At 71.6% G+C, this 24,247-nt stretch carries 20 protein-coding genes and 1 tRNA gene; 10 read left to right on the forward strand and 11 right to left on the reverse strand.

Annotation, left to right across the window (positions count from 1 at the left end):
• Window positions 1-140 precede the first annotated feature (140 nt).
• From mshC to ACIRA5_RS44705, 4 genes are all read right to left on the reverse strand, one after another.
• Complete coding sequence (gene mshC, locus ACIRA5_RS44690; protein WP_403701707.1) at window positions 141-1,370, reverse strand: cysteine--1-D-myo-inosityl 2-amino-2-deoxy-alpha-D-glucopyranoside ligase; 1,230 nt, start codon at window positions 1,368-1,370, stop codon at window positions 141-143.
• An 829-nt stretch (window positions 1,371-2,199) separates the two neighbouring features.
• Window positions 2,200-3,027 carry an SCO1664 family protein gene (locus tag ACIRA5_RS44695; RefSeq protein ID WP_403701709.1) on the reverse strand — a complete coding sequence of 276 codons (828 nt, stop codon included), beginning with the start codon at window positions 3,025-3,027 and terminating at the stop codon, window positions 2,200-2,202.
• Window positions 2,991-3,581, reverse strand: coding sequence for a DUF3090 domain-containing protein (locus ACIRA5_RS44700; RefSeq protein ID WP_393016216.1), 591 nt, complete (start codon window positions 3,579-3,581; stop codon window positions 2,991-2,993). Before ACIRA5_RS44700 ends, ACIRA5_RS44695 begins: the two co-directional genes overlap by 37 nt.
• A gap of 121 nt (window positions 3,582-3,702) precedes the next feature.
• Window positions 3,703-4,389, reverse strand: a complete 687-nt coding sequence (locus ACIRA5_RS44705; RefSeq protein ID WP_403701712.1) for a histidine phosphatase family protein — start codon at window positions 4,387-4,389, stop codon at window positions 3,703-3,705.
• A 98-nt stretch (window positions 4,390-4,487) separates the two neighbouring features.
• Here ACIRA5_RS44705 and corA point away from each other — a divergent pair, with 98 nt between their 5' ends.
• Window positions 4,488-5,486 (forward strand): magnesium/cobalt transporter CorA, encoded by a 999-nt coding sequence (corA, locus tag ACIRA5_RS44710; RefSeq protein WP_403701715.1) that lies wholly within the window; start codon window positions 4,488-4,490, stop codon window positions 5,484-5,486.
• Between the two features lie 43 nt (window positions 5,487-5,529).
• On the opposite strand, the gene ACIRA5_RS44715 is transcribed toward corA, so the two are convergent.
• Together ACIRA5_RS44715 and ACIRA5_RS44720 are read right to left on the reverse strand one after the other, a co-directional pair.
• A complete protein-coding gene (locus ACIRA5_RS44715; RefSeq protein ID WP_403701718.1) occupies window positions 5,530-6,318 on the reverse strand; it encodes a ferritin-like domain-containing protein in 789 nt (262 codons plus the stop codon).
• A gap of 237 nt (window positions 6,319-6,555) precedes the next feature.
• Complete coding sequence (locus ACIRA5_RS44720; protein WP_099923531.1) at window positions 6,556-7,611, reverse strand: LLM class F420-dependent oxidoreductase; 1,056 nt, start codon at window positions 7,609-7,611, stop codon at window positions 6,556-6,558.
• 150 nt (window positions 7,612-7,761) lie between these two features.
• Between ACIRA5_RS44720 and ACIRA5_RS44725 the strand changes: the two genes are divergently transcribed.
• Together ACIRA5_RS44725 and ACIRA5_RS44730 are read left to right on the forward strand one after the other, a co-directional pair.
• Window positions 7,762-8,745, forward strand: a complete 984-nt coding sequence (locus tag ACIRA5_RS44725) for an aldo/keto reductase (protein ID WP_095855547.1) — start codon at window positions 7,762-7,764, stop codon at window positions 8,743-8,745.
• Window positions 8,742-10,970: a helix-hairpin-helix domain-containing protein gene (locus ACIRA5_RS44730; RefSeq protein WP_403701721.1), complete on the forward strand. Its 2,229-nt coding sequence runs from the start codon at window positions 8,742-8,744 to the stop codon at window positions 10,968-10,970. The genes ACIRA5_RS44725 and ACIRA5_RS44730 overlap by 4 nt, the downstream gene beginning before the upstream one ends.
• Before the next feature lie 168 nt (window positions 10,971-11,138).
• Here ACIRA5_RS44730 and ACIRA5_RS44735 read toward each other — a convergent pair whose 3' ends face one another.
• The gene (locus tag ACIRA5_RS44735) at window positions 11,139-11,846 is read right to left on the reverse strand and encodes a hypothetical protein (protein ID WP_403701724.1); all 708 of its coding nucleotides are present in this window, start codon (window positions 11,844-11,846) and stop codon (window positions 11,139-11,141) included.
• A 47-nt stretch (window positions 11,847-11,893) separates the two neighbouring features.
• On the opposite strand from ACIRA5_RS44735, the gene ACIRA5_RS44740 reads away from it, so the two are divergent.
• A complete protein-coding gene (locus ACIRA5_RS44740; protein ID WP_054231126.1) occupies window positions 11,894-12,082 on the forward strand; it encodes a DUF5703 family protein in 189 nt (62 codons plus the stop codon).
• Between the two features lie 140 nt (window positions 12,083-12,222).
• Here ACIRA5_RS44740 and ACIRA5_RS44745 read toward each other — a convergent pair whose 3' ends face one another.
• From ACIRA5_RS44745 to ACIRA5_RS44755, 3 genes are all read right to left on the reverse strand, one after another.
• Window positions 12,223-13,194 (reverse strand): chaplin family protein, encoded by a 972-nt coding sequence (locus tag ACIRA5_RS44745; protein WP_403701727.1) that lies wholly within the window; start codon window positions 13,192-13,194, stop codon window positions 12,223-12,225.
• Window positions 13,195-13,345: 151 nt separating this feature from the next.
• Window positions 13,346-13,579, reverse strand: coding sequence for a chaplin ChpH (chpH, locus tag ACIRA5_RS44750; RefSeq protein WP_099940520.1), 234 nt, complete (start codon window positions 13,577-13,579; stop codon window positions 13,346-13,348).
• Window positions 13,580-13,724: 145 nt separating this feature from the next.
• Window positions 13,725-15,050, reverse strand: coding sequence for a M20/M25/M40 family metallo-hydrolase (locus ACIRA5_RS44755; protein WP_403701730.1), 1,326 nt, complete (start codon window positions 15,048-15,050; stop codon window positions 13,725-13,727).
• A gap of 188 nt (window positions 15,051-15,238) precedes the next feature.
• Between ACIRA5_RS44755 and ACIRA5_RS44760 the strand changes: the two genes are divergently transcribed.
• The 4 genes from ACIRA5_RS44760 (at window position 15,239) to ACIRA5_RS44775 (ending at window position 21,419) form a co-directional block, all read left to right on the forward strand.
• Window positions 15,239-15,323 (forward strand) — tRNA-Leu (locus ACIRA5_RS44760).
• 352 nt (window positions 15,324-15,675) lie between these two features.
• A complete protein-coding gene (locus ACIRA5_RS44765; protein WP_403701733.1) occupies window positions 15,676-19,551 on the forward strand; it encodes a Pls/PosA family non-ribosomal peptide synthetase in 3,876 nt (1,291 codons plus the stop codon).
• Between the two features lie 74 nt (window positions 19,552-19,625).
• Window positions 19,626-21,014, forward strand: a complete 1,389-nt coding sequence (locus ACIRA5_RS44770; RefSeq protein ID WP_352050906.1) for a M1 family metallopeptidase — start codon at window positions 19,626-19,628, stop codon at window positions 21,012-21,014.
• Window positions 21,015-21,044: 30 nt separating this feature from the next.
• Entirely contained in the window at window positions 21,045-21,419 is a 375-nt protein-coding gene (locus tag ACIRA5_RS44775) for a YchJ family protein (RefSeq protein ID WP_168490212.1), read from the forward strand.
• A gap of 5 nt (window positions 21,420-21,424) precedes the next feature.
• Here ACIRA5_RS44775 and ACIRA5_RS44780 read toward each other — a convergent pair whose 3' ends face one another.
• The gene (locus ACIRA5_RS44780; RefSeq protein ID WP_403701737.1) at window positions 21,425-22,126 is read right to left on the reverse strand and encodes a FadR/GntR family transcriptional regulator; all 702 of its coding nucleotides are present in this window, start codon (window positions 22,124-22,126) and stop codon (window positions 21,425-21,427) included.
• A gap of 153 nt (window positions 22,127-22,279) precedes the next feature.
• On the opposite strand from ACIRA5_RS44780, the gene ACIRA5_RS44785 reads away from it, so the two are divergent.
• Window positions 22,280-22,798: a gluconokinase gene (locus ACIRA5_RS44785; RefSeq protein ID WP_403701739.1), complete on the forward strand. Its 519-nt coding sequence runs from the start codon at window positions 22,280-22,282 to the stop codon at window positions 22,796-22,798.
• A 38-nt stretch (window positions 22,799-22,836) separates the two neighbouring features.
• Window positions 22,837-24,234, forward strand: coding sequence for a gluconate:H+ symporter (locus ACIRA5_RS44790; RefSeq protein WP_403701741.1), 1,398 nt, complete (start codon window positions 22,837-22,839; stop codon window positions 24,232-24,234).
• The last annotated feature ends 13 nt before the right edge of the window (window positions 24,235-24,247 follow it).

Consider the following 24,247-nt stretch of genomic DNA (forward strand, 5'->3'; position numbering starts at 1 on the left):
TCGCGGGTTGGGGGTGTTGTGCTGTTTGTGTTTTGGGTGACCCCGCCCCCCCCCCCCCCCCCCCCCCCCGCCCCCCCCCCCCCGCCCGCCCGGGGGGGGGGGGGGCACCCCCCCCCCGCCCCCCCACACGTACGGGAGGACTACAGGGCCACGCCCAGGAGGGCGTCCACGGCACGGGAGACGACGCCGGGGGCGCCCTCGTCCGTGCCGCCCGTCTCGTGCTGGAGCGCCGCCCAGCGGTCGACGGCGGCGAGCGCGGCCGGTGCGTCCAGGTCGTTCGCGAGGGCCTCGCGGATCTCCTCGACCAGCGCCTCGGCGGACGGCCCGTCGGGACGCGACACCGCCGCCCGCCAGTTCTCCAGACGGGCGACCGCGTCCGCGAGGACGGTGTCCGTCCACTCCCAGTCGGCGCGGTAGTGGTGCGCGAGGAGGGCGAGGCGGATGGCGGCCGGGTCGACGCCGTCGCGCCGGAGCTTCGACACGAAGACGAGGTTGCCCTTGGACTTCGACATCTTCTCGCCGTCGAGGGCGACCATGCCGGCGTGCACGTACGCCTTGGCCATCGGGAACTCGCCGGTGAGCACCTGGGCGTGCGAGGCGCCCATCTCGTGGTGCGGGAAGGCGAGGTCGGAGCCGCCGCCCTGGACGTCGAAGCCCATCCCGAGGTGGTCGAGGGCGATGGCGACGCACTCGATGTGCCAGCCGGGCCGGCCGTGGCCGAGCGAGCCGCCGTCCCAGCTGGGCTCCCCCTCCCGCGCCGCCATCCAGAGCATCGGGTCGAGCGGGTTCTTCTTGCCCGGACGGTCCGGGTCGCCGCCCCGCTCGGCGGAGAGCAGGCGCATGGCGGCGGCGTCCAGGTTGGACACCTTGCCGAAGTGGGGGTCGGACTCGACGGAGAAGTAGACGTCCCCTTCGAGTTCGTACGCCGCGCCCGCGTCCCGCAGCCGCTCGACGAGCGGCACGATGCCGGGTATCGCCTCGACGGCGCCTATGTAGTGCCGCGGCGGCAGCATCCGCAGGGCGGTCATGTCCTCACGGAAGAGGGCGGTCTCCTTCTCGGCGAGTCCTACCCAGTCGACGCCGTCGCGCTCCGCCCGCTCCAGGAGCGGGTCGTCGACGTCGGTCACGTTCTGGACGTAGTGAACCTGCCGCTTGGTGTCGAGCCACACGCGCTGAACGAGGTCGAACGCGTTGTAGGTCGCCGCGTGACCCATGTGGGTCGCGTCGTACGGCGTGATGCCGCAGACGTAGATACGGGCGACGGGACCGGGGTCGAGTGTGACGAGGCCGCCGGTCGCGGTGTCGTGGATCTGGAGGTCGCGGCCCTCACCAGGCAGGGCGGGGACCTCAGAAGCGGGCCAGGCATGCATGTCATGAGCCTAACCGGACGGAACTTCCGTATACGAACCGGCCAGCCCTGATGGCGCGGAAGGCCCTCTTGCGCAACGCCCGACGGTGTGCGTCATCCGGTCCTACGGGGGTGAGGCCGCCGTACGACGGCACAACCCACGGCGCGCACCGGCGAGGACGGCTGTCCGCCCCCCTCACATGCGCCGTGAGCGCGAGCGCTAGCCGCCGGGCCCGCGCCCCGCCCCACGGGCCTGTGCGCCGCCAGGACCGGCTACGCGCGAGGCGGTGAGTGTCACACGTCACGCGCCACGGACCGGACGCCACCCGTCAGCCAGAGCCGATGGCGGGCGCGACCACGGACGCCCACCACCGAACCCGGCGCCCCACCTCCCGCACATCCACCGCACCCCACCCACGGCTGCCGCCCCCCAGCGACACGAACACCGCGGGGCTCGGCCCCGCAGACCTACGAGCCGGGGGATGGCGGCACCACCGGACAAGGCACCGCCACGGGCGGCTGCGCGCCCGGGCGTGACCCCGTCCGGTTGCAGCGCCGCACGGATGTGGCTCCGCCGCCCGGGAGTGGCTCCACCGCCCGGATGTGGCTCCGCCGCCCGGGAGTGGGCCCACCCGGGAGTAGCCCCCCACGGGAGCGAGCCCATCCGGGAGTGGCCCCGTCCGGGTGCGAGCCCATCCGGGAGTGGCCCCGGCCGGGTGCGGGTCGTCCCGGGATGGGCCCGTCTGCTGCTGGGGCGGCGGAATCCGTCCCGGGGGAGTCGGGTTTCGTGAGTCCCGTGGGCGTACTCAGTGTGCGGTGGGCGAGCCCGGCCCCCGGATGGTCGAGGGGGTTTACACCGGTGGCCAGGGGATCGCCGGCCACTCCCCGCTCGGCTCCGGGTGTTTTCCCGAGGCGAGCATCGCCTCGACACGCGCGCGTGTGGCGTCGATTTCGGTGGTGGTGATGAGTTCGGCCAACCGGGTGGCGAGCGACGCGCCCGGCGCCAGGCCGTCCCGCAGGGAGGTGAGGACCTCGACCGCCTCCGGCGTCAGCGACTCCCCCGCCCAGCCCCACAGCAGCGTGCGCAGCTTGTTCTCGGCGTTGAAGGTGACCCCGTGGTCGATGCCGTACAACCGCCCCTCTCCGGCGGGCAGCAGATGCCCTCCCTTGCGGTCGGCGTTGTTGATCACGGCGTCGAGCACGGCGAGCCGCCGCAGCCGCACGTCGTCGGCGTGCACGAGCAGCGCCGTCTCTCCCTCGCCGACCTCGGCGAAGCCGATCGCCTTCCAGCCCGCCGCGGGCTCCTCGGCCTCCACCAGGGCCAGCAGTCCGTCCCCGTCGGCCTCCGGCAGGGCCTCGACCCACAGCTGGCACATGCCCTCGCCGTAGGGCCCGTCGCGCAGCACGGTGGTGGGGACCAGCCCCCAGCCCGTGGCCTCGGAGACCTCGTACGCGGCCACCTCACGCTGGGCGAGGGTCCCGTCGGGAAAGTCCCACAGGGGCCGCTCCCCCGCGATCGGTTTGTAGACGCAGAACGCGTCCCTGCCCTCGTACGAAACGGAGCAGTACAGCACCGCGTTCGAGGCCTCACGGATCCGTCCGCGCACCTTCAGCTCGCCCAGGGCGAGCAGCTCGGCCGTGTTCACGCTCCGCGGCGGTATCCGTTCTGGCGCGGACATACGTGTCCTTCCGGGTCGAGCGGGAGGCTGCACAGCGGGCAGGGCGGCCGGCCCGCGTTGACGACATCGAGGGCGCGCTTGGCGAAGGCCCTGGCCTGCGCGCCGGTGAGCCGGACGCGGAGCATCGGCGGGCCGTTCTCCTCGTCCTGGAGCAACCTTTCCTCGGCCTCGGCGAGGTCCTCGTCGGTGTCGGCCTCGAGCTCCACGAGCGCCTGCGCCTCGACGATCATGCGCTGTTCGTCGCCGTCCCAGGCCAGCGCCATCGTGCCGACCCGGAACTCCTCCTCCACCGGGGTGTCGAGAGGGGCGGTGTCGGACACCTCGGCGGGGGCCATGGCCGGGACGGGTGCGCTGCCGCCGGTGCGCCGTACGACCTCGTCGAGGAGCTCGTCCATACGTTCGGCGAGCGCGGCGACCTGGGTCTTCTCCAGGGCGACGCTGGTCACCCTGGGGCCTGAGGAGGCCTGCAGGAAGAAGGTACGGCGCCCGGGCAACCCGACCGTACCGGCCACGAAACGGTCCGGGGGGTCGTAGAGGAACACCTGACGGGACACGTCCTGTCTCCATTGGAATCGGCATGTGGACCGGCTGACTGCCTCGGCCCTCATCGGCTGCTGACAACTTGCTGACAAGTACTGCGCTGCTTGGACCGCTTCACCCTACTGCGGCCGACGATCACGGTGCGCCCGCACCGCCACCGACCGGGGCGTCCCCGCTGGGAGGCTCCTCGCGCGGCGCCAGGGAGGCGAGGTCGCCGGTGTCCCCGAGGCGCACGAGGAAGGGACGCAGTCGTGTGTAACGGATCGCGGTGATGGAACACGGTTCTACAGAGATCCGCTGGAAGAGGTCGAGATGAAGTCCGAGTGCGTCCGCGACAAGGGATTTGATGATGTCGCCGTGCGAGCACATGACGTAGACGGCCTCGCCTCCGTGGTCACGCTCCACGCGCGCGTTCCACTCGCGCACCGCTTCGGCCGCCCGCGTCTGCATGGCCCGCATCGATTCTCCGCCGGGGAACGCGGCCGCGGACGGATGCGCCTGTACGACCTCCATCAGCGGCTCATCCTTCAGCTCGGCGAGCTTGCGGCCGGACCAGTCGCCGTAGTGAGCCTCCCCGATCCGCTCGTCGGTGTGCGCACGCAGCCCGGGGCGGGCGTCGAGCAGCGGCTGCACGGTCTCCTGGCAGCGCTGCAGGGGGCTGGTGACGACTTCGGAGATCGGCAGCGCGGCGAGCCGCTCGGGCAGCGCCGCGGCCTGCTGGGCGCCGCGCTCGTCGAGGGCGACGCCGGGCGTCCAGCCGGCGAGCAGCCCAGCGGTGTTGGCGGTCGAACGTCCGTGCCGTACGAGAATCAAGGTGGGCATGCGGCCCAGCGTAAACGGGTGGCTCAGGGACCCGGAGGGGCCTGTGGACAACGGCGGCCGGAGTGCGGTGGCGGCCGGACGACGGGAGAATACGCTCCGTGATCGTCGACTGCGCCATTTACCATCACGGGCGCCGGACGGAGGGCCCCGAGGACCTTTCCGACGCCCTGGATCTGGCACGCGCCGAGGGCGACGCGTTCATCTGGATCGGGCTGTACGAGCCGACGGAGCAGGAGTTCGACCTCGTCACCGAGGAGTTCGGGCTGCACCCGCTGGCGGTCGAGGACGCCCTCAAGGCGCATCAGCGGCCCAAGCTGGAGATGTACGACGATTCACTGTTCGTGGTCCTGAAGCCGGTCGCGTACGAGGCGGAGAGCGATGTCGTCACCACCGGTGAGGTGATGGTGTTCAGCGGGGACGCCTTCGTGGTGACCGTCCGGCACGGCGAGTGCTCGCCTCTCGCGCAGGTGCGCCGCCGGCTGGAGGAGGACCCCGGGATACTGCGGCAGGGGCCGACGGCGGTGCTCTACTCGATCGCCGACGCCACGGTCGACCACTACCTGGAAGTGGCGACCGAGCTCCAGACGGACCTGGAGGAGCTGGAGTCGGAGGTCTTCTCGCCGAACGGCGGCGGTTCACGGAACACCGCGTCCAGGATCTACACGTTCAAGCGGCAGATCCTGGAGTTCCGGCGGGCCACGGTCCCACTGACCGTTCCGCTGACCCGCCTCTCGGGCTCGGGCACCGCCGGCACCCCGGTGCCGTTCGTGAACGAGAAGGCGCAGCCCTTCTTCCGCGACGTCAACGACCATCTGGCCCGTGTGAACGAGTCGGTGGAGGGCCTGGACCGGCTGGTCTCGGACATCCTCGCGGCGCATCTCGCGCAGATGAGCGTGCGCCAGAACGACGACATGCGGAAGATCTCGGCGTGGGCGGCCATGGCCGCGGTCCCCACGATGATCGCCGGCATCTACGGCATGAACTTCGACCACATGCCCGAGTTGCACTGGCTCTGGTCGTACCCGGTGGTGATCCTGACGATGGTGGCGCTGGAATTCCTGCTGTACCACCTCTTCAAGCGGCGAGGCTGGCTGTGAACGGCGTGCGACCGGGTGGGCGACGTACGGAGGTGACCGCGGGTCACGCCACCTCCGGTGCGGGGGGTGCGGGGCCGCCCAGGGCGTCGCGGTGTTCCGGCATCTTCAGGGAGACCATGCGACGCCAGCCCGCGGCGCGCTCGTAGGCGTAGACGGTGTGGATGGCCGCGGCGAGCGTCGCCGCCCTGGCCCTCGACCAGCCGAGAATGCCTCCCATGTGGGCCATCACGGCGAGACTGACGTCCCGGTAGACGCGGATCTCGGCGAGCGCGCACGCGCGCAGCGTCCGCCGGATGGCGCGGCCGTGTCCGGCGGACGCGAAGCGGAGCAGCTCCTCGTGGCAGTAGGCGAGGTGCCGGTCCTCGTCCTCGGAGATCATCCGGACCGCGCGACCGATGTCGGGATGGTCGGCGAAGTGCCTGAGCAGCAACTCCATCTGCTCGGAGGCACGCTGCTCGGTGACCCTGCTGTGGGCGAGGTAGGTGACGATGTCCCCTACGGTGAGTGGCTGCCGGCTCCTCAGCTTGTCGTGGGCGAGGCCGATCCCGTGCCGTTCCAGGAGCATCGTGTAGTCGGTGTCGGCCGGGACCTCGACCGGCGTGAGGCCGCGCCTGTTCATCAGGGCGTTGAAGATCCGCCCGTGCTTGTCCTCGTCGGCGCCGTGCCGGGTGATCTTCGGGGCGAGTTCGCGGGCGCTCGGCGGAACGAGGGCGGCGATGCGCGCGTTCTCCCAGCCACCCTGCGACTCCCCGCTGGCGGCGATGGAGCAGAAGAGCCGGAACGACTCGTCGTTGTCGAGGATCTCCTGGAACAGACTCTTGGCCGAAAGCATCGATGACACCCTTTCTGCAGGGTCCGCAGAAAACGAGTCAAATGGGATGCCGGGGGCCCGGCAACCGATGTGTCGGACAAATGCGCCGAACGAAGGATGACGGGGCGGGCCCGAGCGCGTAACCCAGGGCACGCCCGCGCGTTGTTCCCCGTGACGGCCGTGGCGGGGAAGACCCCCCGAGCCCCCACCACGGCCGCGGAACTTCTTCCGTCCCTCCGGGGGACGGGTTGAGACGCGTTACGCCAGACCGGCCCGCTCCAGCGCGTCCGAACCGGCGCGGAGCGAGGCGATCCGGTCCTCCAGCGTGAAGCCGGCCGGCGACAGCGTGAGCGTGGTGACGCCCGCCGCCGCGTAGGCCTTCATCCGCTCGGCGATGCGGTCCACGGAGCCGAGCAGGGTGGTCTGGTCGATCAGCGCGTGCGGAACGGCGGCGGCCGCACCCTCCTTGTCGCCGGACAGGTACTTGTCCTGGATCTCGGCGGCCTCCTTCTCATACCCCATGCGCTGCGCGAGCTGGTTGTAGAAGTTCTGCTTGCGGCTGCCCATGCCGCCGACGTACAGCGCGGTGTAGGGGCGGAACATGTCGGCGAGCGCCGTCACGTCCTTGTCGGCGCCGACGGCGAGCGGCAGCGTCGGACAGACGTCGAAGCCCTCCATGGTCTTGCCGGCCTTCTCGCGACCCGCCCGCAGATGGCGCAGCGCGGTGTCCTCGAGGTGCTCGGCCGAGGGGAAGATCAACAGGGCGCCGTCGGCGATCTCGCCGGTCTGCTCCAGGTTCTTCGGGCCGATCGCGGCGATGTACAGCGGGATGTGCTCGCGCTGCGGGTGCACCGTCAGCTTGATCGGCTTGCCCGGACCGTCCGGCAGCGGCAGCGTCCAGTGCTCGCCCTCGTACGACAGCCGCTCGCGGGTCATCGCCTTGCGTACGATCTCGACGTACTCGCGGGTGCGGGCCAGCGGCTTGTCGAACTTGACGCCGTACCAGCCCTCGGAGACCTGCGGCCCGGAAACGCCGAGGCCGAGGCGGAAGCGCCCGCCGGAGAGCGAGTCGAGCGTCGCGGCGGTCATCGCGGTCATCGCGGGCTGACGGGCCGGGATCTGGAAGATCGCCGAGCCGACGTCGATGCGCTCGGTCTTGGCGGCGACCCAGGTGAGCACGGTGGCCGCGTCCGAGCCGTAGGCCTCGGCGGCCCAGCACACCGCGTATCCCAGTCGATCGGCCTCCTGGGCGACGGCGAGATTGTCCGCGTCCATTCCGCCGCCCCAGTAGCCGAGGTTGATCCCGAGCTGCATGGCCGATCCCCTTACCGATCAGTAACGTCCCTTGTGCCGCAGACCCTAGCGCGCTGGTGGGCGCGGCGGCGGGAACGGGTTCAGGTCTGATCATCCAGGTTGTCCACAGGGCCCCCACGAGGCCAGTTTTGGCCAGTAATCTCGGCGTCCATGGAGCAGAGGCATCTCGGCCGTACCGGCCTGCGTGTGTCCCGGATCGGACTCGGCACCCTCACATGGGGGCGGGATACCGACGAGCACGACGCCGCGGAACTGTTGAAGGTGTTCTGGGAAGCGGGCGGGAACCTCGTCGACACCGCGGACGTGTACGGGGACGGGGAGTCGGAGTACCTGCTCGGACAGCTCATAGAAGGACTCGTGCCGCGTCGCGACCTGGTCATCTCCACGAAGGCGGGCAGTGTGCCCGACCCGGACCGGCGGTTCGACGGCTCGCGCGGGCATCTCCTGTCGGCGCTCGACGCCTCGCTTCAGCGTCTCGGCACGGACTACGTGGATCTGTGGCACGTCCACGCCTTCGACCCGGACACCCCGCTGGATGAGACCCTCCAGGCGCTCGACCTCGCGGTCAGCAGCGGTCGCGCGCGGTACGCGGGGGTGTCCAACTTCTGCGGCTGGCAGCTCGCCAAGGCGGCGACCTGGCAGCTGGCGGCACCCGGGACACGGACGCGGATCGCGAGTACGCAGATGGAGTACTCCCTGCTCCAGCGCGGTGTGGAGCGGGAGGTACTGCCCGCGGCGCTCGACCTGGGCGTGGGCCTGCTGCCGTCCTCCCCGCTCGGGCGGGGTGTACTCACCGGAAAGTACCGGGGCGGCACACCGTCCGACTCCCGGGGCGGCTCGGAGCACCTCGCGCCGTTCGTCGCGCCGTACCTGGACGACACCGCGAGCGGCATCGTGGACGCGGTGACGACGGCGGCGGACGGCCTCGCGGTCACGCCGTTGCAGGTCGCCCTCGCCTGGGTCCGCGACCGGCCCGGTGTCGCCGCCCCGATCGTCGGCGCGCGCAACGCGCAGCAGCTCACGGCCGCGTTGTCAGTGGAGACCCTTAGTCTTCCTGACGAGATCTGCCGGGCGCTCGACGATGTGTCGGCACCGGTGCACCACTATCCCGATCACGACTGGAGCACGCTGTGAGCACGGAGCCCGAGACCACGGAGGAAGGGGAGCCGGGGACGCCGGGCGCGGGAGCGACCGCCGGCCCGCAGGACGTGGACACGGATACAGACGCGCAGACAGACGCGGATACGGACACGGCCGCGGACGCCGTCGAGGGCGGCGCGGAAACCGAAGGCGCGGCGGACGCCAAGAAGCTGTCCGAGGCAGAGGCCGAGTTGGCGGCGCAGCGGCTGGAGCGGGAGCGGATCGAGCGGCGGAAGGCCGAGAAGCAGGGGCCGATCGCGGCCGGGACCAAGCTCAGCGGTACGGCCGCCGATCTGCTCGCGGCGGTGCGGGCCGTGGAAAGCGGCGAGAAGCCCGTGGCCACCGCCTTCCGTGAGCCCGAGCCGACGCCGCGCAGGGCGGTCGCCCCGGAGCCCGTGCAGCGCCCGCATCCGGTGGCCGCCCCGGCCGAGACCTCGGCGACCCTCGCACCGGAAGCCGCCGCCGCCGTCCGCGCCGTACTGGGCGAAGGCGGCGCACCCGACACCCTCGCGCCGGGGGCCCTCGCAGCACTCGGCGAGGGCGCGGACGACCAGCTGCGCGAGGACCCCTGGCAGTTGCTGCGGGTCGCCGGGGTGCGGCCCGAGCAGGCCGACGGGTTCGCCCGCGCGCTGCTCGGCGCGGAGTGCCGCCCGGACGACGAGCGGCGCGGGCGGGCGGTCACCGTATGGCTCCTCGAGCAGGCGGCCCTCGCCGGGCACACCGCTCTCGACGCCCCGGCGCTCACCGCCGCGCTCGCCCAGCGCGCGGTGCCGGATCCGGACGCGGCCGTGCAGAGCGCCCTCGCGGAGGGCGACGCGCTGGTCTTCCAGGACGCCCTCGACACCGCGCCCCCGGCCCAGGAGGAGGGCGCCGAGGAGTCCGAGGAGCGGCCGGTCCGCGTCCTCATCGGCCTGGAGCGGTACGCGCTGGCCGAGGAGAGTCTCGCCGACGGACTGGCCCGGGTCATGAACTCCGTACCGAAGACGGACGGCTCCGCCGACGGGTGGGAGCAGGCCGCCGCCTCGGCCACCCGCTCCGCCGCGGAGCTGATCCGGGCGGTCGCGGGCCACGGCCTGGTCCTGCACACCGGCGGGCACGCGTCCCAGGCCGAGGTGGCGGCACTGCTGCACGCCGCGCGCGGTCTCGGCCTGCGCGGCTGGGCGGCCACCCACACGCCGAGCGGCCGTGACGACTGCACGGCCCGGGTGGCGGGGTACGACCTGCCGGACGGCCCCTCGGGCGACGCCGGGGAGGGGCCGGTCACCGGGGTCACCACCGTCGCGGGACTCCTCTCGGGCGCCGAAGGCCCGGGCCGGGACGCGGACGGCGCCTTCGACCTGGACCTCCTGGTCGTCCTGGACGCGCCGCAGCTGGACGTCGAGACCGCGGCGATGCTCGCCGAATCGCTGCCGGACGGCGCACGGCTGGTGCTGAGCGGGGACCCGGGAGTGCTGTGGTCGGCGGGTCCCGGGCGGGTGTTCGCCGATCTGCTCGCCGCCCGGGTGTGCCCGCAGGTGGCCTCGCGGACGCCGGACCCCGGCCCCGTCGGGGAGCTGGTCTCCGGGGTCGGCATCGGCGAGCTGAACCAGGTCGAGGCGCCCGGCAAGGAAGTCGTGATCGTCCCCGTGCGGGACGCCGGCGAGGCGGTGCACCGGACCGTGCAGCTGGTCGCGGACTCGGTGCCGCGCGCCATCGGCATCCCGGCCGAGCAGACGCAGGTGATCACCCCGGGGCACGGCGGTGCCGTCGGCACCCGCGCACTCAACAGCGCGCTCAAGGAGCGGCTGAACCCGGGCCCCGGTCGCTTCGGGGGCTTCGACCCCGGGGACCGCGTCGCCCACTCCCCCGCTCCGGGTCGTACGGCGGTGGGACACGTGGTGAAGGCCGACGCCGACGGGCTGCACCTGGAGTGCTCGGGGCTGCCCGTCGTCGTACCGAAGGAGCGGGTGGAGCAGTCCGTGCGGCACGGCTGGGCGCTCACCGCGCACCAGGCGGTCGGTCTGCGCTGGCCCGCCGCGGTCGTGGTGCTCCCCGGTGACGCCGCGGCGGCCCTGACCAGGCCTTGGGTCTACACGGCCTTCGGCCGGGCCGAGCGCCATCTGTCCGTGGTCCACGGGGTGGAGCAGGCCCTGCAGCGGGCGGTGGCCGAGGTCCCGCAGAAGGCGCGCACCACACGCCTGCCCGCCCTGCTCAAGGCACAGGTCCCGGCGGCGGGCTGAGCCGCCGCCCAGGGACACGGCTCCCGTACGCGGGAAGGTGGCGGCCACCGGGCTTCCGGTGACCGCCACCTTCCTGTGACGCGGTGCTCAGCGCTTCCGCTTCCTGTGACGGTGGACGGTGCTCAACGCTCCCGCGACGGCATGCTCAGGATCCCTGTGCCGCGGTGCTCAGCGATCGGCGTCCAGCGGCTCCAGATCCCCGTCCTCGTCCAGTTCGGAGTCCGGGGCGAGGTCGTCCTCCAGCTCGTCGTCGTCCGACTCGTCGTCGAAGACCGCGCTGACGTCGAAGCGGCAGACCACGCGCTGCGGGTCGATCGCCTCGAAGGGGGTCTCCAGCCACTCGCCGGGGTCGGCCGGTTCGTCGGCGGCCGTGACCCAGAGTGTGGAGTCGCCTTCCTCCAGGCCGAACTCCTTGTGCCGGGAGGCGATCTCGTCCGGCTCGAACTCGCCGAACAGGACTCCCAGCGCCCCGTGCACCGTGCCGGATGCCGCGTCGAAGCCCGCGGCCGCGGTGGCCCCGTTCTCCTCCACGGCCTCCACCCGCTGGGCCTGTGCCAGCAGTCGCTGCGGCTCCACCACCGCGTAGTCCCGGCGGATCAGCACGCTCAGCGCGTTCGGCTCCTCGGGGCCCGTGTACGGCGGCAGCGTGTCGTCGCCGCCAGGGATCTCGAAGGGAGTGACCTCGTCATAGCGGTCGTAGAGCAGCTCGTCGTACTCCTCGGCCGCGGCGGCCAGCTCGTTGAACGCCTCGTATACGGCCGGGTCGTCATCGCCCGACCTGCGCTCGACCGCGGCCAGGTGGCGGTCGAGCGCGGTCTTGACAGCCTCGGCGGCGGCGCGTACCTCGGCAGCGGTGGGCTGCACAGCATCAGACATAGTGCAGACGCTATCCGTACCGGGCCTCTGCCCGCACAATAGATGCGATGCCGGAATACGAATTTGTCGACGTGTACGTGCCGCGCGGGGTGTCCCGCAAGGAGACGACACGCCTGCTGACGGACCATGCGGAGTACGGACACTGGGAGTTGGACCGCCTCAGCCTGCACCCCGACGGCAGCCGCAAGGTGCGGCTGCGCCGGCGGATCATCCGCCAGGTGCGTGCCACGTGGTGAGCGAAAGCGGCTGAAACGGAGCGGGCCCCGCCAGTGCGGGCCCGCGCCGGTCGCTTCGCCACAGGAGATGCCTGTGGCGAAGCGATCACGGCTGCCCCGGCCCCCGTTCCGGGCCCGGACACTTCTCCCCGTCCTGCCGATTACGCGCCCGAGCGCGCCCGGCGGTAGAGCACGGCGCCCGCCAGCAGCGCGCCCGCGCCCGCCGGGATCACCGCGCCGATCGGCAGGTCACTGCCGGTGTGGGCGAGCTGCGCCGCGGCGCTGTGCGGCTGGGAGACGTGCTGCGTCCCCGGGTGGTTGGGGTACGAGCTGGGCGGCGTGCCCGGGGTTCCGGGGTGTCCGGGCGTACCCGGGTGTCCGGGGGTGCCAGGCTGACCCGGGTTCCCGGGCTGACCCGGCTGGCCGGGGTGTCCGGGCTGCCCTGGGTTCCCGGGCTGACCGGGGTGCCCCGGCTGTCCCGGATTCCCGGGCTGGCCCGGGTAACCAGGGTGACCGGGGTGGCCAGGCTGGCCGGGGTGGCCAGGGTGACCGCCGCCGGGCGGGTAGTGGGTGTGGCCGCCGTGTCCGTTCGCGCAGTCGTTGCCCATCGCCGGGTTGCCGACTCCGACGACGTTCACGCTGTTGCCGCACACGTTGACCGGCACGTCGATCGGCACCTGGACGTGGTTGCCGGAGCCGACGCCCGGCGAGCCACTCGCGTGCCCACCGGCGTGGGAGCCGCCCGAGTGCGAACCACCACCCCCGTAGCCGCCACCGCCATGGCCACCACCCCCGTAGCCGCCACCGCCGTAGCCGCCACCGTCATGGCCGCCACCGCCGTAGCCGCCTCCGTAACCGCTCCCGTGCCCCCCGGCGGACGACCCACCGCCGCCGTGGTTGACGCACTTGTTGCCCATCGCCGGGTTGAGCAACCCGACGACGTTCACGGTGTTTCCGCAGACGTTGACCGGCACGTGCACCGGTGCCTGCACCGTGTTGCCCGACAGCACGCCGGGCGAGTCCGAACTGGCGCCGCTCGCACCCGAGTCGGCGTGTGCGTAGCCTCCGGTCGCGGCGAGTACGCCGGTCGCGGCCGCCACGGTCATCAGGCCCTTGCGGGTGACCTGTCGCATAGCTGAATTCCCTGCCTTAGTCCTTGGCTTGGACCCTTCGGAACGCGCACGCATCCGTCCTGTGCGTGCGCCGAAAGCCGGGCGGCCCCGGAGCGCATGGCGCGCACTCCGGGGCCGACGGGCTCAGACCCTCGTGGGGTGAGGCACAACGTCAGTTGTTGATGCAGGTGTTGCCGAAGGCGGGGTTCAGCAGCCCGATCACGGAGACCGTGTTGCCGCAAACGTTCACCGGGACGTGAACAGGCACCTGGATGACGTTGCCGGAGATGACACCCGGGGAGTGCACAGCGGCACCCTGGGCACCCGAGTCGGCGACGGCCAGGCCCGCACCCGCGAGAACCAGACCACCAGTGGCAGCCGCAGCAGCGACGACCTTCTTGATCATTATTCCTCCTTGTTGGCAATGCGATCCCAAGCAGCGGATCACATCACCTGTAACGAGGAAGGAGTACTAGAGCTACGAGCTTATGGTCGCATTCACCCGTCCCGGGTGATCTCCGTACGTACGGGCGAATGCGGGCGTCAACGTGTCATGACGCATCGATGAAACGGTCGAGTACACGGACGCCGAACTTCAGGGCATCCACCGGCACCCGCTCGTCGACCCCGTGGAACATGCCCGCGAAGTCCAGCTCCGGCGGCAGCTTGAGCGGGGCGAAGCCGAAGCAGCGGATGCCGAGGTCGGCGAAGGACTTGGCGTCGGTGCCGGCCGAGAGCATGTAGGGCACGGCCCGCGCGATCGGGTCCTCGGCGGACAGCGCGGTCTGCATGGCGTCGACCAGCGCACCGTCGAAGGTGGTCTCCAGCGCCTTGTCCGCGTGCACGTCCTCACGCTTGACCCGCGGTCCGAGAATCCGGTCCAGGTCGGCGAGGAACTCCTCCTCGTACCCCGGCAGGTAACGCCCGTCGACGTGTGCGCTCGCCTGCCCCGGAATCACGTTGACCTTGTATCCGGCACCGAGCTGGGTCGGGTTGGCGGTGTTCTGCAGGGAGGCGCCGATGAGCTTGGCGATACCGCCGAGCTTGGCGAGCGTCTCGTCCATGTTCTCCGGGTCGAGCTCGGTGCCGAGCGCGTCGCCGAGCTCGTCGAGGAAGTGCCGCAGCGTCTTCGTCACCCGGACCGGGAACGTGTGCCGCCCGAGCCGTCCGACGGCCTCGGACAGCTCGGTGATCGCGTTGTCCTTGTGGATCATCGAACCGTGTCCGGCGGTGCCGTCCACGGTGAGCTTCATCCAGTGCATGCCCTTCTGGGCGGTCTCGACGAGGTACAGCCGCAGCTTCTCGTTGACCGTGAAGGAGAACCCGCCGACCTCGCCGATCGCCTCGGTCACGCCCTCGAAGAGGTCGGGGTGCTTGTCGACGAGGTGCCGCGCGCCCCACGTACCGCCGGCCTCCTCGTCGGCGAGGAACGCGAGGACGATGTCACGCGGCGGCTTGCGCCCGCTGCGCAGCCGGTCCCGGACGACCGCCAGCGTCATGGCGTCCATGTCCTTCATGTCGACCGCGCCGCGGCCCCACACCATCCCGTCCGCGATCTCGCCGGAGAAGGGGTGATGGGTCCAGTCCGCCGCGTTGGCCGGTACGACGTCGGTGTGGCCGTGGATGAGCAGCGCGGGGCGCGAGCGGTCCTCGCCCTCGATACGGGCCACGGTCGACGCGCGTCCCTTGTGCGACTCGAAGATCTGCGGCTCGAGCCCGACCTCGGCGAGCTTCTCGGCCACGTACTCCGCGGCCTTGCGCTCACCGGGTCCGGAGTGGTCCCCGTAGTTGCTGGTGTCGATCTGGATCAGCTCGCGACAGAGGTCCACGACCTCGTCCTCGCCAGAGACGCTCCTGGCCGTGTTCGACTCGCTCACGCTGCTTCCTCCCACTGTCACTGCTGGTGGTCCCCCCTCATCCTCTCCCCCACCCCCTCCTCGCCCCAAGGCCGGACCCGGCCCGTCTAACGCCGTTCACCCGGCGACGGGGTGTGACCGGAGGCCCTCGAAAGCCTGGTAATGTTTCCTCTGTCGCCGCGAGGGAAACCCCGCGCGACAAACACCTTGTCCGGGTGGCGGAATGGCAGACGCGCTAGCTTGAGGTGCTAGTGCCCTTTATCGGGCGTGGGGGTTCAAGTCCCCCCTCGGACACACAGAGGAGTGAGGGTCGCGACCATCGGGTCGCGGCCCTCACTCGTTGTACGCATCGCAGGCCCCTCGCATGCGGACCGCAGGCCTCAACTCGTCGTGTTCATCGCGTTACGGACAGATGTGGGGCAGATCTCGTCAGGATGACATACCCCCATGTCAGAGCACCGTCACCACACCGGAATCAGTGGTTCCGGTGCCCTCGTACGGCCTCCCCGCATGGCTGATGACCAGGTACGCGACTAGCGTCGTACTAAAATTCAAGGCTTGTTTGGAGCTGGACCGGAATATCCCCAGGCATACCTGCGGGCCCACCGGCTCCCCGGACGCTCCGGGAACAACACGTGAGGACCCGATGGCAGCCCTCGAGCAAGGCCCCGCACTCGCGCTGTTCGACGAGGAGGTGCGCGCGGAGTTCGGCGACCCGGCGCGCTTCTCCGCCTCCGTCGCCGCCTCGCCGCGCACGCTGGTCGACATCCTCGACGCCACCGTCCGGGCCCACCCCGACGAGCCCGCCCTCGACGACGGCCACCGGGCCCTCACCTACCGCGCCCTGGCCGTCGAGGTCGAGGCCCTCCGGCGGCGGCTGAGCGACGCCGGGGTGGGCCTCGGCGACCGGGTCGGCGTCCGCGTCCCCTCCGGCACCAACGAGCTGTACGTCGCCATCCTCGCCGTACTGGCCGCGGGCGCGGCCTATGTGCCGGTGGACGCCGAGGACCCCGACGAGCGGGCCGAGCTGGTCTTCGGCGAGGCGGAGGTGCGGGCCGTCATCGGGGCCGGGCACCGGCTGACCGTCAACGGCACCTCCGAGGTGCCCGCCGCGCGGCCCGGTGTCGGGCACGACGCGTGGATCATCTTCACCTCCGGGTCCACCGGCAAGCCCAAGGGCGTGGCTGTCAGTCACCGCAGCGCCGCCGCGTTCGTCGACGCGGAGGCGGAACTGTTCCTCACCGAGGACCCGATCGGGCCCGGTGACCGGGTCATGGCGGGCCTGTCCGTCGCCTTCGACGCCTCCTGCGAGGAGATGTGGCTGGCCTGGCGCTACGGCGCCTGCCTGGTGCCCGTGCCGCGCTCCCAGGTGCGCAGCGGCGCCGACCTGGGGCCCTGGCTGGTCGAGCAGGAGATCAGCGTCGTCTCGACCGTGCCGACGCTCGCCGCCCTCTGGGAGCCGGAGGCCCTGGCCGACGTACGGCTGCTGATCTTCGGCGGTGAGGCCTGCCCGCCCGAGCTGGTCCAGCGACTGGTGACCGAGGGTCGCGAGGTGTGGAACACCTACGGGCCCACCGAGGCGACCGTTGTCGCCTGCGCCTCGCTGATGACCGGCGAGGAGCCGATCCGGATCGGGCTGCCGCTGAACGGCTGGGAGCTGGCCGTGGTCGACGAGGCCGGCGAGCCCGTGGCCATGGGCGACAGCGGCCAGCTGGTGATCGGCGGGGTCGGGCTCGCCCGGTATCTCGACGCCGAGAAGGACGCGGAGAAGTACGCGCCGCTGCAGGCGCTCGGCTGGGAGCGGGCGTACCGCAGTGGTGACCTCGTCAAGGCCGAGCCGGAGGGGCTGATCTTCCTCGGGCGGGCCGACGAGCAGATCAAGCTCGGCGGGCGCCGCATCGAGCTCGGCGAGGTCGACACGGCGCTCCAGGCGCTCCCCGGTGTGGCGGGCGCCGCCGCCGCCGTCCGGACCGCCCGCAGCGGCAACCAGCTGCTGGTCGGCTATGTCGTCACGCAGGAGGGCTGGGACCAGGCCGCCGCCGTCGAGAAGCTGCGCGCCGAGCTGCCCGCGGCCCTCGTCCCGCTGCTCGCCCCGGTCGCGGACCTGCCGACCCGCACCTCGGGCAAGGTAGACCGGGGCGCCCTCCCCTGGCCCCTGGAGGGCCTGGAGACCGGCGGGGCGAAGGAACAGCTCTACGGCACCGAGGCCTGGCTCGCCGAGCAGTGGAGCGAGGTCCTCGGCATCCCGGTCGGCAGCGGGTCCGACGACTTCTTCGCGATCGGCGGTGGCAGCCTCGCCGCCGCCCAGCTCACCACCCGGCTGCGCACCCGCTACCCCAGCGCCGCCGTGCTCGACATCTACCAGCAGCCCGTCCTGCGCAAGCTGGCCCGGCACCTGGAGAAGTCCGCGCAGGACGACGGCGGCGACCGGGTGATCACCCCGGTGCCGCTGCGCGCCAAGGTGGCCCAGCTGTTCCTGCTGATACCCCTGTTCACGCTGATGGGTCTGCGCTGGACCGTGGCGCTGGCCGCGCTCGGGAACGTACTGCACTGGTTCGGTCCGTACCCCTGGGCGCCGAGCGCCCCGTGGTGGCTCGTCGGCGCCGGGGCGGTCGTGCTCCACAGCCCGCCGGGGCGGCTCGCGATCGCGGCGGGCGGGGCGCGGCTGCTGCTGCGCCGCGTGAAGCCCGGGCGCTACCCGCGCGGCGGAAGCGTGCATCTGCGGCTGTGGACCGCCGAGCGGCTGGCCGAGTTCAGTGGCGCGGCCTCGCTGACCGGGTCCTGGCTGGAGCGGTACGCGCGTGCCCTGGGCGCCAAGGTCGGCGCGGACGTCGATCTGCACTCGCTGCCGCCGGTGACCGGCATGCTCAAGCTGGGCCGGGGCGCCGCCGTCGAGTCCGAGGTGGACCTGTCGGGGTACTGGCTGGACGGTGACCGGCTGGAGATCGGGCACGTCAAGGTCGGCGCCGGTGCGGTGGTCGGGACGCGCAGCATCCTCTTCCCGGGCGCGCGCGTCGGCAAGCGGGCCGAGGTGGCGCCGGGTTCGGCGGTCGCCGGGCAGATTCCCACCGGGCAGCGCTGGGCCGGAGCGCCCGCCGGCAAGCTCGGCAAGGCGAAGCGTGCCTGGCCCAAGGAGCGTCCGCGCCGGGGTACGTACTGGCGGGCGATGTACGGCGCGACCGGTTTCGCGCTGACCGCACTGCCCGTTCTTTCCGCCGTGGCCGCGCTCCTGGTGGCTCATCTGTTCGTGAGCGCGGACGCCGGGCTCGGTGCGGCCCTGCGCGGCGCGGCGCTCGCGCTGGTCCCGGCCACGCTCGCCTTCGGGCTCGCGTACGCGTTGCTGCTCCTGGTCGGCGTGCGTCTGCTCAGCCTGGGCCTGCGTGAAGGCACCTACCCGACGCACAGCCGGATCGGCTGGCAGGCCTGGACCGTCACGCAGCTGATGGACCGCTCGCGCGACACGCTGTTCCCGCTGTACGCCGGGCTGATCACGCCGGTGTGGCTGCGGCTGCTCGGTATGAAGATCGGCCGGGGTGCCGAGGTCTCCACCGTCCTCGCGCTGCCGAGTCTCACCACCGTGGGCGAGGGCGCCTTCCTCGCCGACGACACCCTGACCGCGCCGTACGAACTGGGCGGCGGCTGGATGCGGATCGGGCGTGCCGAGATCGGCCGCCGGGCCTTCCTGGGCAACTCCGGGATGACCGCGCCGGGCCGCAGCGTGCCGGACGGCGGGCTGGTCGGGGTGCTGTCGGCGACCCCGAAGAAGGCGAAGAAGGGCAGCTCGTACCTGGGTCTGCCGCCGGTGAAGCTGCCGCGCTCGACGCAGGACGGCGATCAGAGCCGTACCTACGACCCGCCCGCGCGGCTGCTGTGGGCGCGGGCGCTCGTGGAGCTGTGCCGGATCGTGCCGGTGTTCTGCTCGGCGGCGCTGGCGGTGCTGACCGTCGCCGCGCTGAGCGCGCTGGGCGTCTGGGCGCCGCTGCTGGCCGGAGTCGTGTTCCTGGGCGTCGGTGTGCTGGCCTGCCTGACGTCCATCGTGGCGAAGTGGCTGCTGGTGGGCCGGCACCGGGCGGGCGAGCACCCGCTGTGGAGCGGTTTCGTGTGGCGCAACGAGCTGGCGGACACCTTCGTCGAGGTCGTCGCCGTGCCGTGGCTGGCCGGATCCGTGCCCGGTACGCCGCTGATGACGGCGTGGCTGCGCGGCCTCGGCGCCCACATCGGCAAGGGCGCATGGATCGAGAGTTACTGGCTACCCGAGACGGACCTGGTGACCCTGGAGGACGCGACCACGGTCAACCGGGGCTGTGTCCTGCAGACCCACCTCTTCCACGACCGGATCTTGCGGACGGATACTGTTGTCCTCCGTGAGGGCGCCACTCTGGGCCCGGGCGGAATCGTCCTTCCCGGCAGCACAGTCGGGGCGCGCAGCACGCTGGGACCCGCGTCGCTCGTCATGGCGGCGGAGTCCGTCCCCGACGACACCCGCTGGCTGGGCAACCCGATCGAGGCATGGCGTTCCTAGGCGCGGCCCGTACGGCGTCCGGGGACGGTGCACCGGCACGTCGTACGAGCACAGCGCAGGGAGCAGACGCAAGCGTGAGCGTTCAGCAGACAGTGGGTTCGGACCCGTACTTCCCGGCCAACGGTGATCCCCGTTACCGGGTGCACCGGTATGAGCTCGCGCTGGACTACCGCCCCGGCCCCAACCGGCTGTCCGGCACCGCGCGACTCAACGCCATAGCGGGCCGGGCTCCACTCGCCGAGTTCCAGCTGAACCTGGCCGACTTCCGGATCGGCCGGGTCCGGGTCGACGGCAAGGCACCGCACTACACGCACCGGGGCGGCCGGTTGCGCATCCGCCCGCCGAAGCCGATACGGGCCGGGGCCGCGTTCACCGTGGAGGTGCACTGGTCGGGCAACCCCAAGCCGGTCCCCAGCCCCTGGGGCGAGCTCGGCTGGGAGGAGCTGGAGGACGGGGCGTTGGTGGCGAGCCAGCCGATCGGCGCGCCCTCCTGGTACCCGTGCAACGACCGCCCCGCCGACAAGGCCTCGTACCAGATCTCGATCACGACGCCGTCGGCGTACTCGGTGGTGGCGGGCGGCCGGCTGCTCACCCGCACGACGAAGGCGTCGACGACGACCTGGGTGTACGAGCAGGCGGCGCCGACCTCCAGCTATCTGGTCGGGATGTCGATCGGGAAGTACCAGACGGTGCTGCTCGGCGACCCCGGGCTCGGCGGCGTACCACAGACGGGGCATCTGCCCGCGCATCTGCTCGCCGCGTTCTCCCGGGACTTCGCGCGACAGCCCGCGATGATGGAGCTGTTCGAGCAGATCTTCGGGCCGTATCCGTTCGGCGAGTACGCCGTCGTGGTGACCGAGGAGGAGCTCGATGTCCCCGTCGAGGCACAGGGGTTGTCGCTGTTCGGCGCCAACCACGTGGACGGGGCGCGGGGTTCGGAGCGGCTGGTCGCGCACGAGCTGGCGCACCAGTGGTTCGGCAACAGCGTGTCCATCGCGGACTGGCGGCACATCTGGCTGAACGAGGGCTTCGCGAAGTACGCCGAGTGGCTGTGGTCGGAGCGGTCGGGAGGCCGTACGGCCCAGCAGCTGGCCGCTCTCGCGCACCGCAAGCTGTCCGGGCAGCCGAAGGACCTGGTGCTGTCCGACCCGGGCCGCAAGCTGATGTTCGACGACCGGCTCTACGAGCGCGGCGGGCTCACCCTGCACGCGCTGCGCTGCGCGATGGGCGACGACGCCTTCTTCCGTATGGTGCGCGGCTGGGCCGCCCTGCACCGGGGCGGCGCGGTCACCACGGCCGCGTTCACCGCGCATGCCGCCCGGTACTCGGCCGAGCCGCTGGACGACCTGTTCGGGGCCTGGCTGCGTACGGCGAAGCTGCCGCCGCTGCCCACCCTGGCCGTACCGGTCGCGCCGATGCCGGCCCGCCCGACGTACCCGCCCACCAACGCCGACTCGGCGTAGGCCCCTGCGGGCCGGGAGAGAATGGCGGTCATGACCAGTCGTAGCTGCCCGTGCGGGCTGCCCGAGCCGTACGCGCGGTGCTGTGGGCGCTTCCACCGCGGTGAGGCGCTCGCGCCGACCGCGGAGCGTCTGATGCGGTCGCGGTACTGCGCCTTCGTCAAGGAGGACGAGGGGTATCTGCTGCGGACCTGGCATCCGCGGACACGGCCGGCGCGGGTCGACTTCGATCCGGGGATGCGGTGGACGGGTCTGGAGATCCTCGACACGGGGCAGGGGTCGGCCTTCCACTCCGTGGGGACCGTGACCTTCCGGGCCTCCTACCGGGGCGGTTCGCTGCACGAGCGGAGCCGGTTCGAGCGGGTCGACGGGGCCTGGGTGTACGTCGACGGCGACTTCCTGGAGTAGGACGCCTACGGCGCGAGGATGTCCAGTTCCTCGAGCGCGCCGACCGTGATCTGGCGGGTGAGTTCCTCGGCGCGGGACGCGTCGCCCCCGCGGACCGCCTCCGCGACCTGGACGTGCAGGGTGACGGCGGCCGGGTCGGGGTCCTCGAACATCACCTCGTGGTGGGTGCGGCCCGCGAGGACCTCGGCGACCACGTCACCGAGACGGGCGAACATCTCGTTCCCGGAGGCGTTGAGGATCACCCGGTGGAAGGCCATGTCGTGGACGAGATACTCCTCCAGCTTGTGGCCGCGTGAGTTGGCCACCATGCCGAGGGCGCACTCGGTGAGCTCCGCGCACTGCGCGGCGGTGGCGTGCCGGGCGGACAGGCCCGCGGCGATCGGCTCGACGGCGGAGCGCAGCACGGTGAGCGAACGCAGCTGGTGGGGGCGGTCGGCGCCGGCCAGCCGCCAGCGGATGACCTGAGGGTCGAACACGTTCCATTCCGCCTTGGGGCGGACCGTGACGCCGACGCGGCGACGGGACTCGACCAGGTACATGGACTCCAGCACCCTGACCGCCTCGCGCATCACGGAGCGTGACACCTCGAGGCGCTGCGCGAGTTCGTCGGTGCGCAGCACGCTCCCCGGCGGGTACTCGCCCGCCGTGATCGCCGGCCCGAGGGATTCCAGTACATGTCCGTGCAGCCCCCGGCCCCGTGTGGTCATGGGGTCAGCGTACGAGGCGGAGCCCTGGAACAAAAAGTCAGACTTATATGTCACACACTCTTGAATTCGTCGTACCTAATGAGTTTCAGTGTCGTCGACATCAGATGTCGACGAAGACAGTCACGTGACAGTGACGTAGACAGTGAGGCAGCGATGAGCACCCCCCATGTCGTCGTGGTCATGGGCGTCGCAGGCACCGGCAAGACCACCATCGGTCCCCTGCTTGCGGCCCGGCTCGGCGTTCCGTACGCCGAGGGCGACGACTTCCATCCGCAGGCCAACATCGCCAAGATGTCGGCCGGGACCCCACTGACGGACGACGACCGCTGGCCGTGGCTGGACGCCATCGGCCGTTGGGCGCACGACCGGCACGGGCTCGGCGGAGTGGTCAGCAGTTCGGCGCTCAAGCGCAGCTATCGCGACCGGCTGCGGGCCGAGGCGCCCGGGGTCGTCTTCGTCCATCTGACCGGTGACCGCTCGCTCATCGAGGACCGGATGTCGCACCGTCAGGGGCACTTCATGCCGACGGCGCTGCTGGACTCGCAGTTCGCCACCCTCCAGCCGCTGGAAGCGGATGAGGCGGGTGTCTCCGTGGACGTCTCCGGCGACCCCGGGGAGATCACCGAACGGGCCGTGGCCGCACTCCAGGGGCTCTCCGAGCCCTCGCTCTAACACCTTCCCCGCGTACGTTTCTCAAGCAAGGGACCATCGTGACCAGACTCAGCGTCGAGTTGCTGGCAGCGGACACCGTCGAGCCGATCACCTCGGCGGGCCATGCTCAGCTGGGCATCGCCGTGCTGGCGGGCATCGCCGTCATCGTCCTGCTCATCACCCAGTTCAAGCTGCACGCATTCCTGGCCCTGACCATCGGCTCGCTCGCCCTCGGCGCGTTCGCCGGGGCCCCGCTCGACAAGACCATCGCCAGCTTCACCACCGGCCTCGGCTCCACCGTCGCCGGTGTGGGTGTCCTGATCGCGCTCGGCGCGATCCTCGGCAAACTGCTCGCCGACTCCGGCGGCGCCGACCAGATCGTCGACACCATCCTCGCCAAGGCAGGCGGGCGCGCCATGCCGTGGGCGATGGTGCTGATCGCCTCGGTGATCGGTCTGCCGCTGTTCTTCGAGGTCGGCATCGTCCTGCTGATCCCGGTCGTGCTGATGGTCGCCAAGCGCGGCAACTACTCCCTGATGCGCATCGGCATCCCGGCGCTGGCCGGTCTGTCCGTGATGCACGGCCTGATCCCGCCGCACCCCGGTCCGCTGGTCGCCATCGACGCGGTCAAGGCCAACCTGGGCATCACGCTCGCGCTGGGCGTCCTGGTCGCCATCCCGACGGTGATCATCGCGGGCCCGGTGTTCTCGAAGGTCGCGGCCCGCTGGGTGGACGTGCCCGCCCCCGACCGGATGATCCCCGCCCGCGCCTCCGAGGACCTGGACAAGCGTCCCGGCTTCGGCGCCACCCTCGCCACCATGCTGCTGCCCGTCGTGCTCATGCTGTCCAAGGCGCTGGTCGACATCATCGTGGACGACCCCACCCACATGGTGCAGCGCGTCTTCGACATCGTCGGCTCCCCGCTGATCGCCCTGCTCGCGGCCGTGATCGTGGGCATGTTCACGCTGGGCCGCGCGGCCGGCTTCACCAAGGACCGCATCTCGACGACCGTCGAGAAGTCCCTCGCTCCCATCGCGGGCATCCTGCTGATCGTGGGCGCGGGCGGCGGCTTCAAGCAGACCCTGATCGACTCCGGGGTGGGCCAGATGATCCTGGACATCTCCAAGGACTGGTCGATCCCCGCGCTGCTGCTCGCCTGGCTGATCGCGGTGGCCATCCGCCTCGCGACCGGCTCCGCGACCGTCGCCACCATCTCGGCGGCCGGTCTGGTCGCGCCCCTCGCGGCCGACATGTCGACCGCCCACACCTCGCTCCTGGTCCTCGCGATCGGCGCCGGCTCGCTCTTCTTCAGCCATGTCAACGACGCCGGGTTCTGGCTGGTCAAGGAGTACTTCGGCCTGAGCGTCGGCCAGACCGTCAAGACCTGGTCCGTCATGGAGACGATCATCTCGGTGGTGGCGGGCGGGCTGGTCCTGCTGCTGTCGCTGGTCATCTAGGGGTACGAGGATG

Source organism: Streptomyces sp. NPDC096311 (genome assembly GCF_044763085.1).
Taxonomy (GTDB): Bacteria; Actinomycetota; Actinomycetes; order Streptomycetales; family Streptomycetaceae; genus Streptomyces.

Bases quoted from the DNA above. Each gene is read 5' to 3' on its own strand.
- mshC (WP_403701707.1), bottom strand. From the start codon at position 1,370: ATGCATGCCTGGCCCGCTTCTGAGGTCCCCGCCCTGCCTGGTGAGGGC.
- ACIRA5_RS44695 (WP_403701709.1), bottom strand. From the start codon at position 3,027: ATGTCCGCGCCAGAACGGATACCGCCGCGGAGCGTGAACACGGCCGAG.
- ACIRA5_RS44705 (WP_403701712.1), bottom strand. From the start codon at position 4,389: ATGCCCACCTTGATTCTCGTACGGCACGGACGTTCGACCGCCAACACC.
- ACIRA5_RS44715 (WP_403701718.1), bottom strand. From the start codon at position 6,318: ATGCTTTCGGCCAAGAGTCTGTTCCAGGAGATCCTCGACAACGACGAG.
- ACIRA5_RS44720 (WP_099923531.1), bottom strand. From the start codon at position 7,611: ATGCAGCTCGGGATCAACCTCGGCTACTGGGGCGGCGGAATGGACGCG.
- ACIRA5_RS44725 (WP_095855547.1), top strand. From the start codon at position 7,762: ATGGAGCAGAGGCATCTCGGCCGTACCGGCCTGCGTGTGTCCCGGATC.
- ACIRA5_RS44735 (WP_403701724.1), bottom strand. From the start codon at position 11,846: ATGTCTGATGCTGTGCAGCCCACCGCTGCCGAGGTACGCGCCGCCGCC.
- ACIRA5_RS44740 (WP_054231126.1), top strand. From the start codon at position 11,894: ATGCCGGAATACGAATTTGTCGACGTGTACGTGCCGCGCGGGGTGTCC.
- ACIRA5_RS44745 (WP_403701727.1), bottom strand. From the start codon at position 13,194: ATGCGACAGGTCACCCGCAAGGGCCTGATGACCGTGGCGGCCGCGACC.
- chpH (WP_099940520.1), bottom strand. From the start codon at position 13,579: ATGATCAAGAAGGTCGTCGCTGCTGCGGCTGCCACTGGTGGTCTGGTT.
- ACIRA5_RS44765 (WP_403701733.1), top strand. From the start codon at position 15,676: ATGGCAGCCCTCGAGCAAGGCCCCGCACTCGCGCTGTTCGACGAGGAG.
- ACIRA5_RS44775 (WP_168490212.1), top strand. From the start codon at position 21,045: ATGACCAGTCGTAGCTGCCCGTGCGGGCTGCCCGAGCCGTACGCGCGG.
- ACIRA5_RS44780 (WP_403701737.1), bottom strand. From the start codon at position 22,126: ATGACCACACGGGGCCGGGGGCTGCACGGACATGTACTGGAATCCCTC.
- ACIRA5_RS44785 (WP_403701739.1), top strand. From the start codon at position 22,280: ATGAGCACCCCCCATGTCGTCGTGGTCATGGGCGTCGCAGGCACCGGC.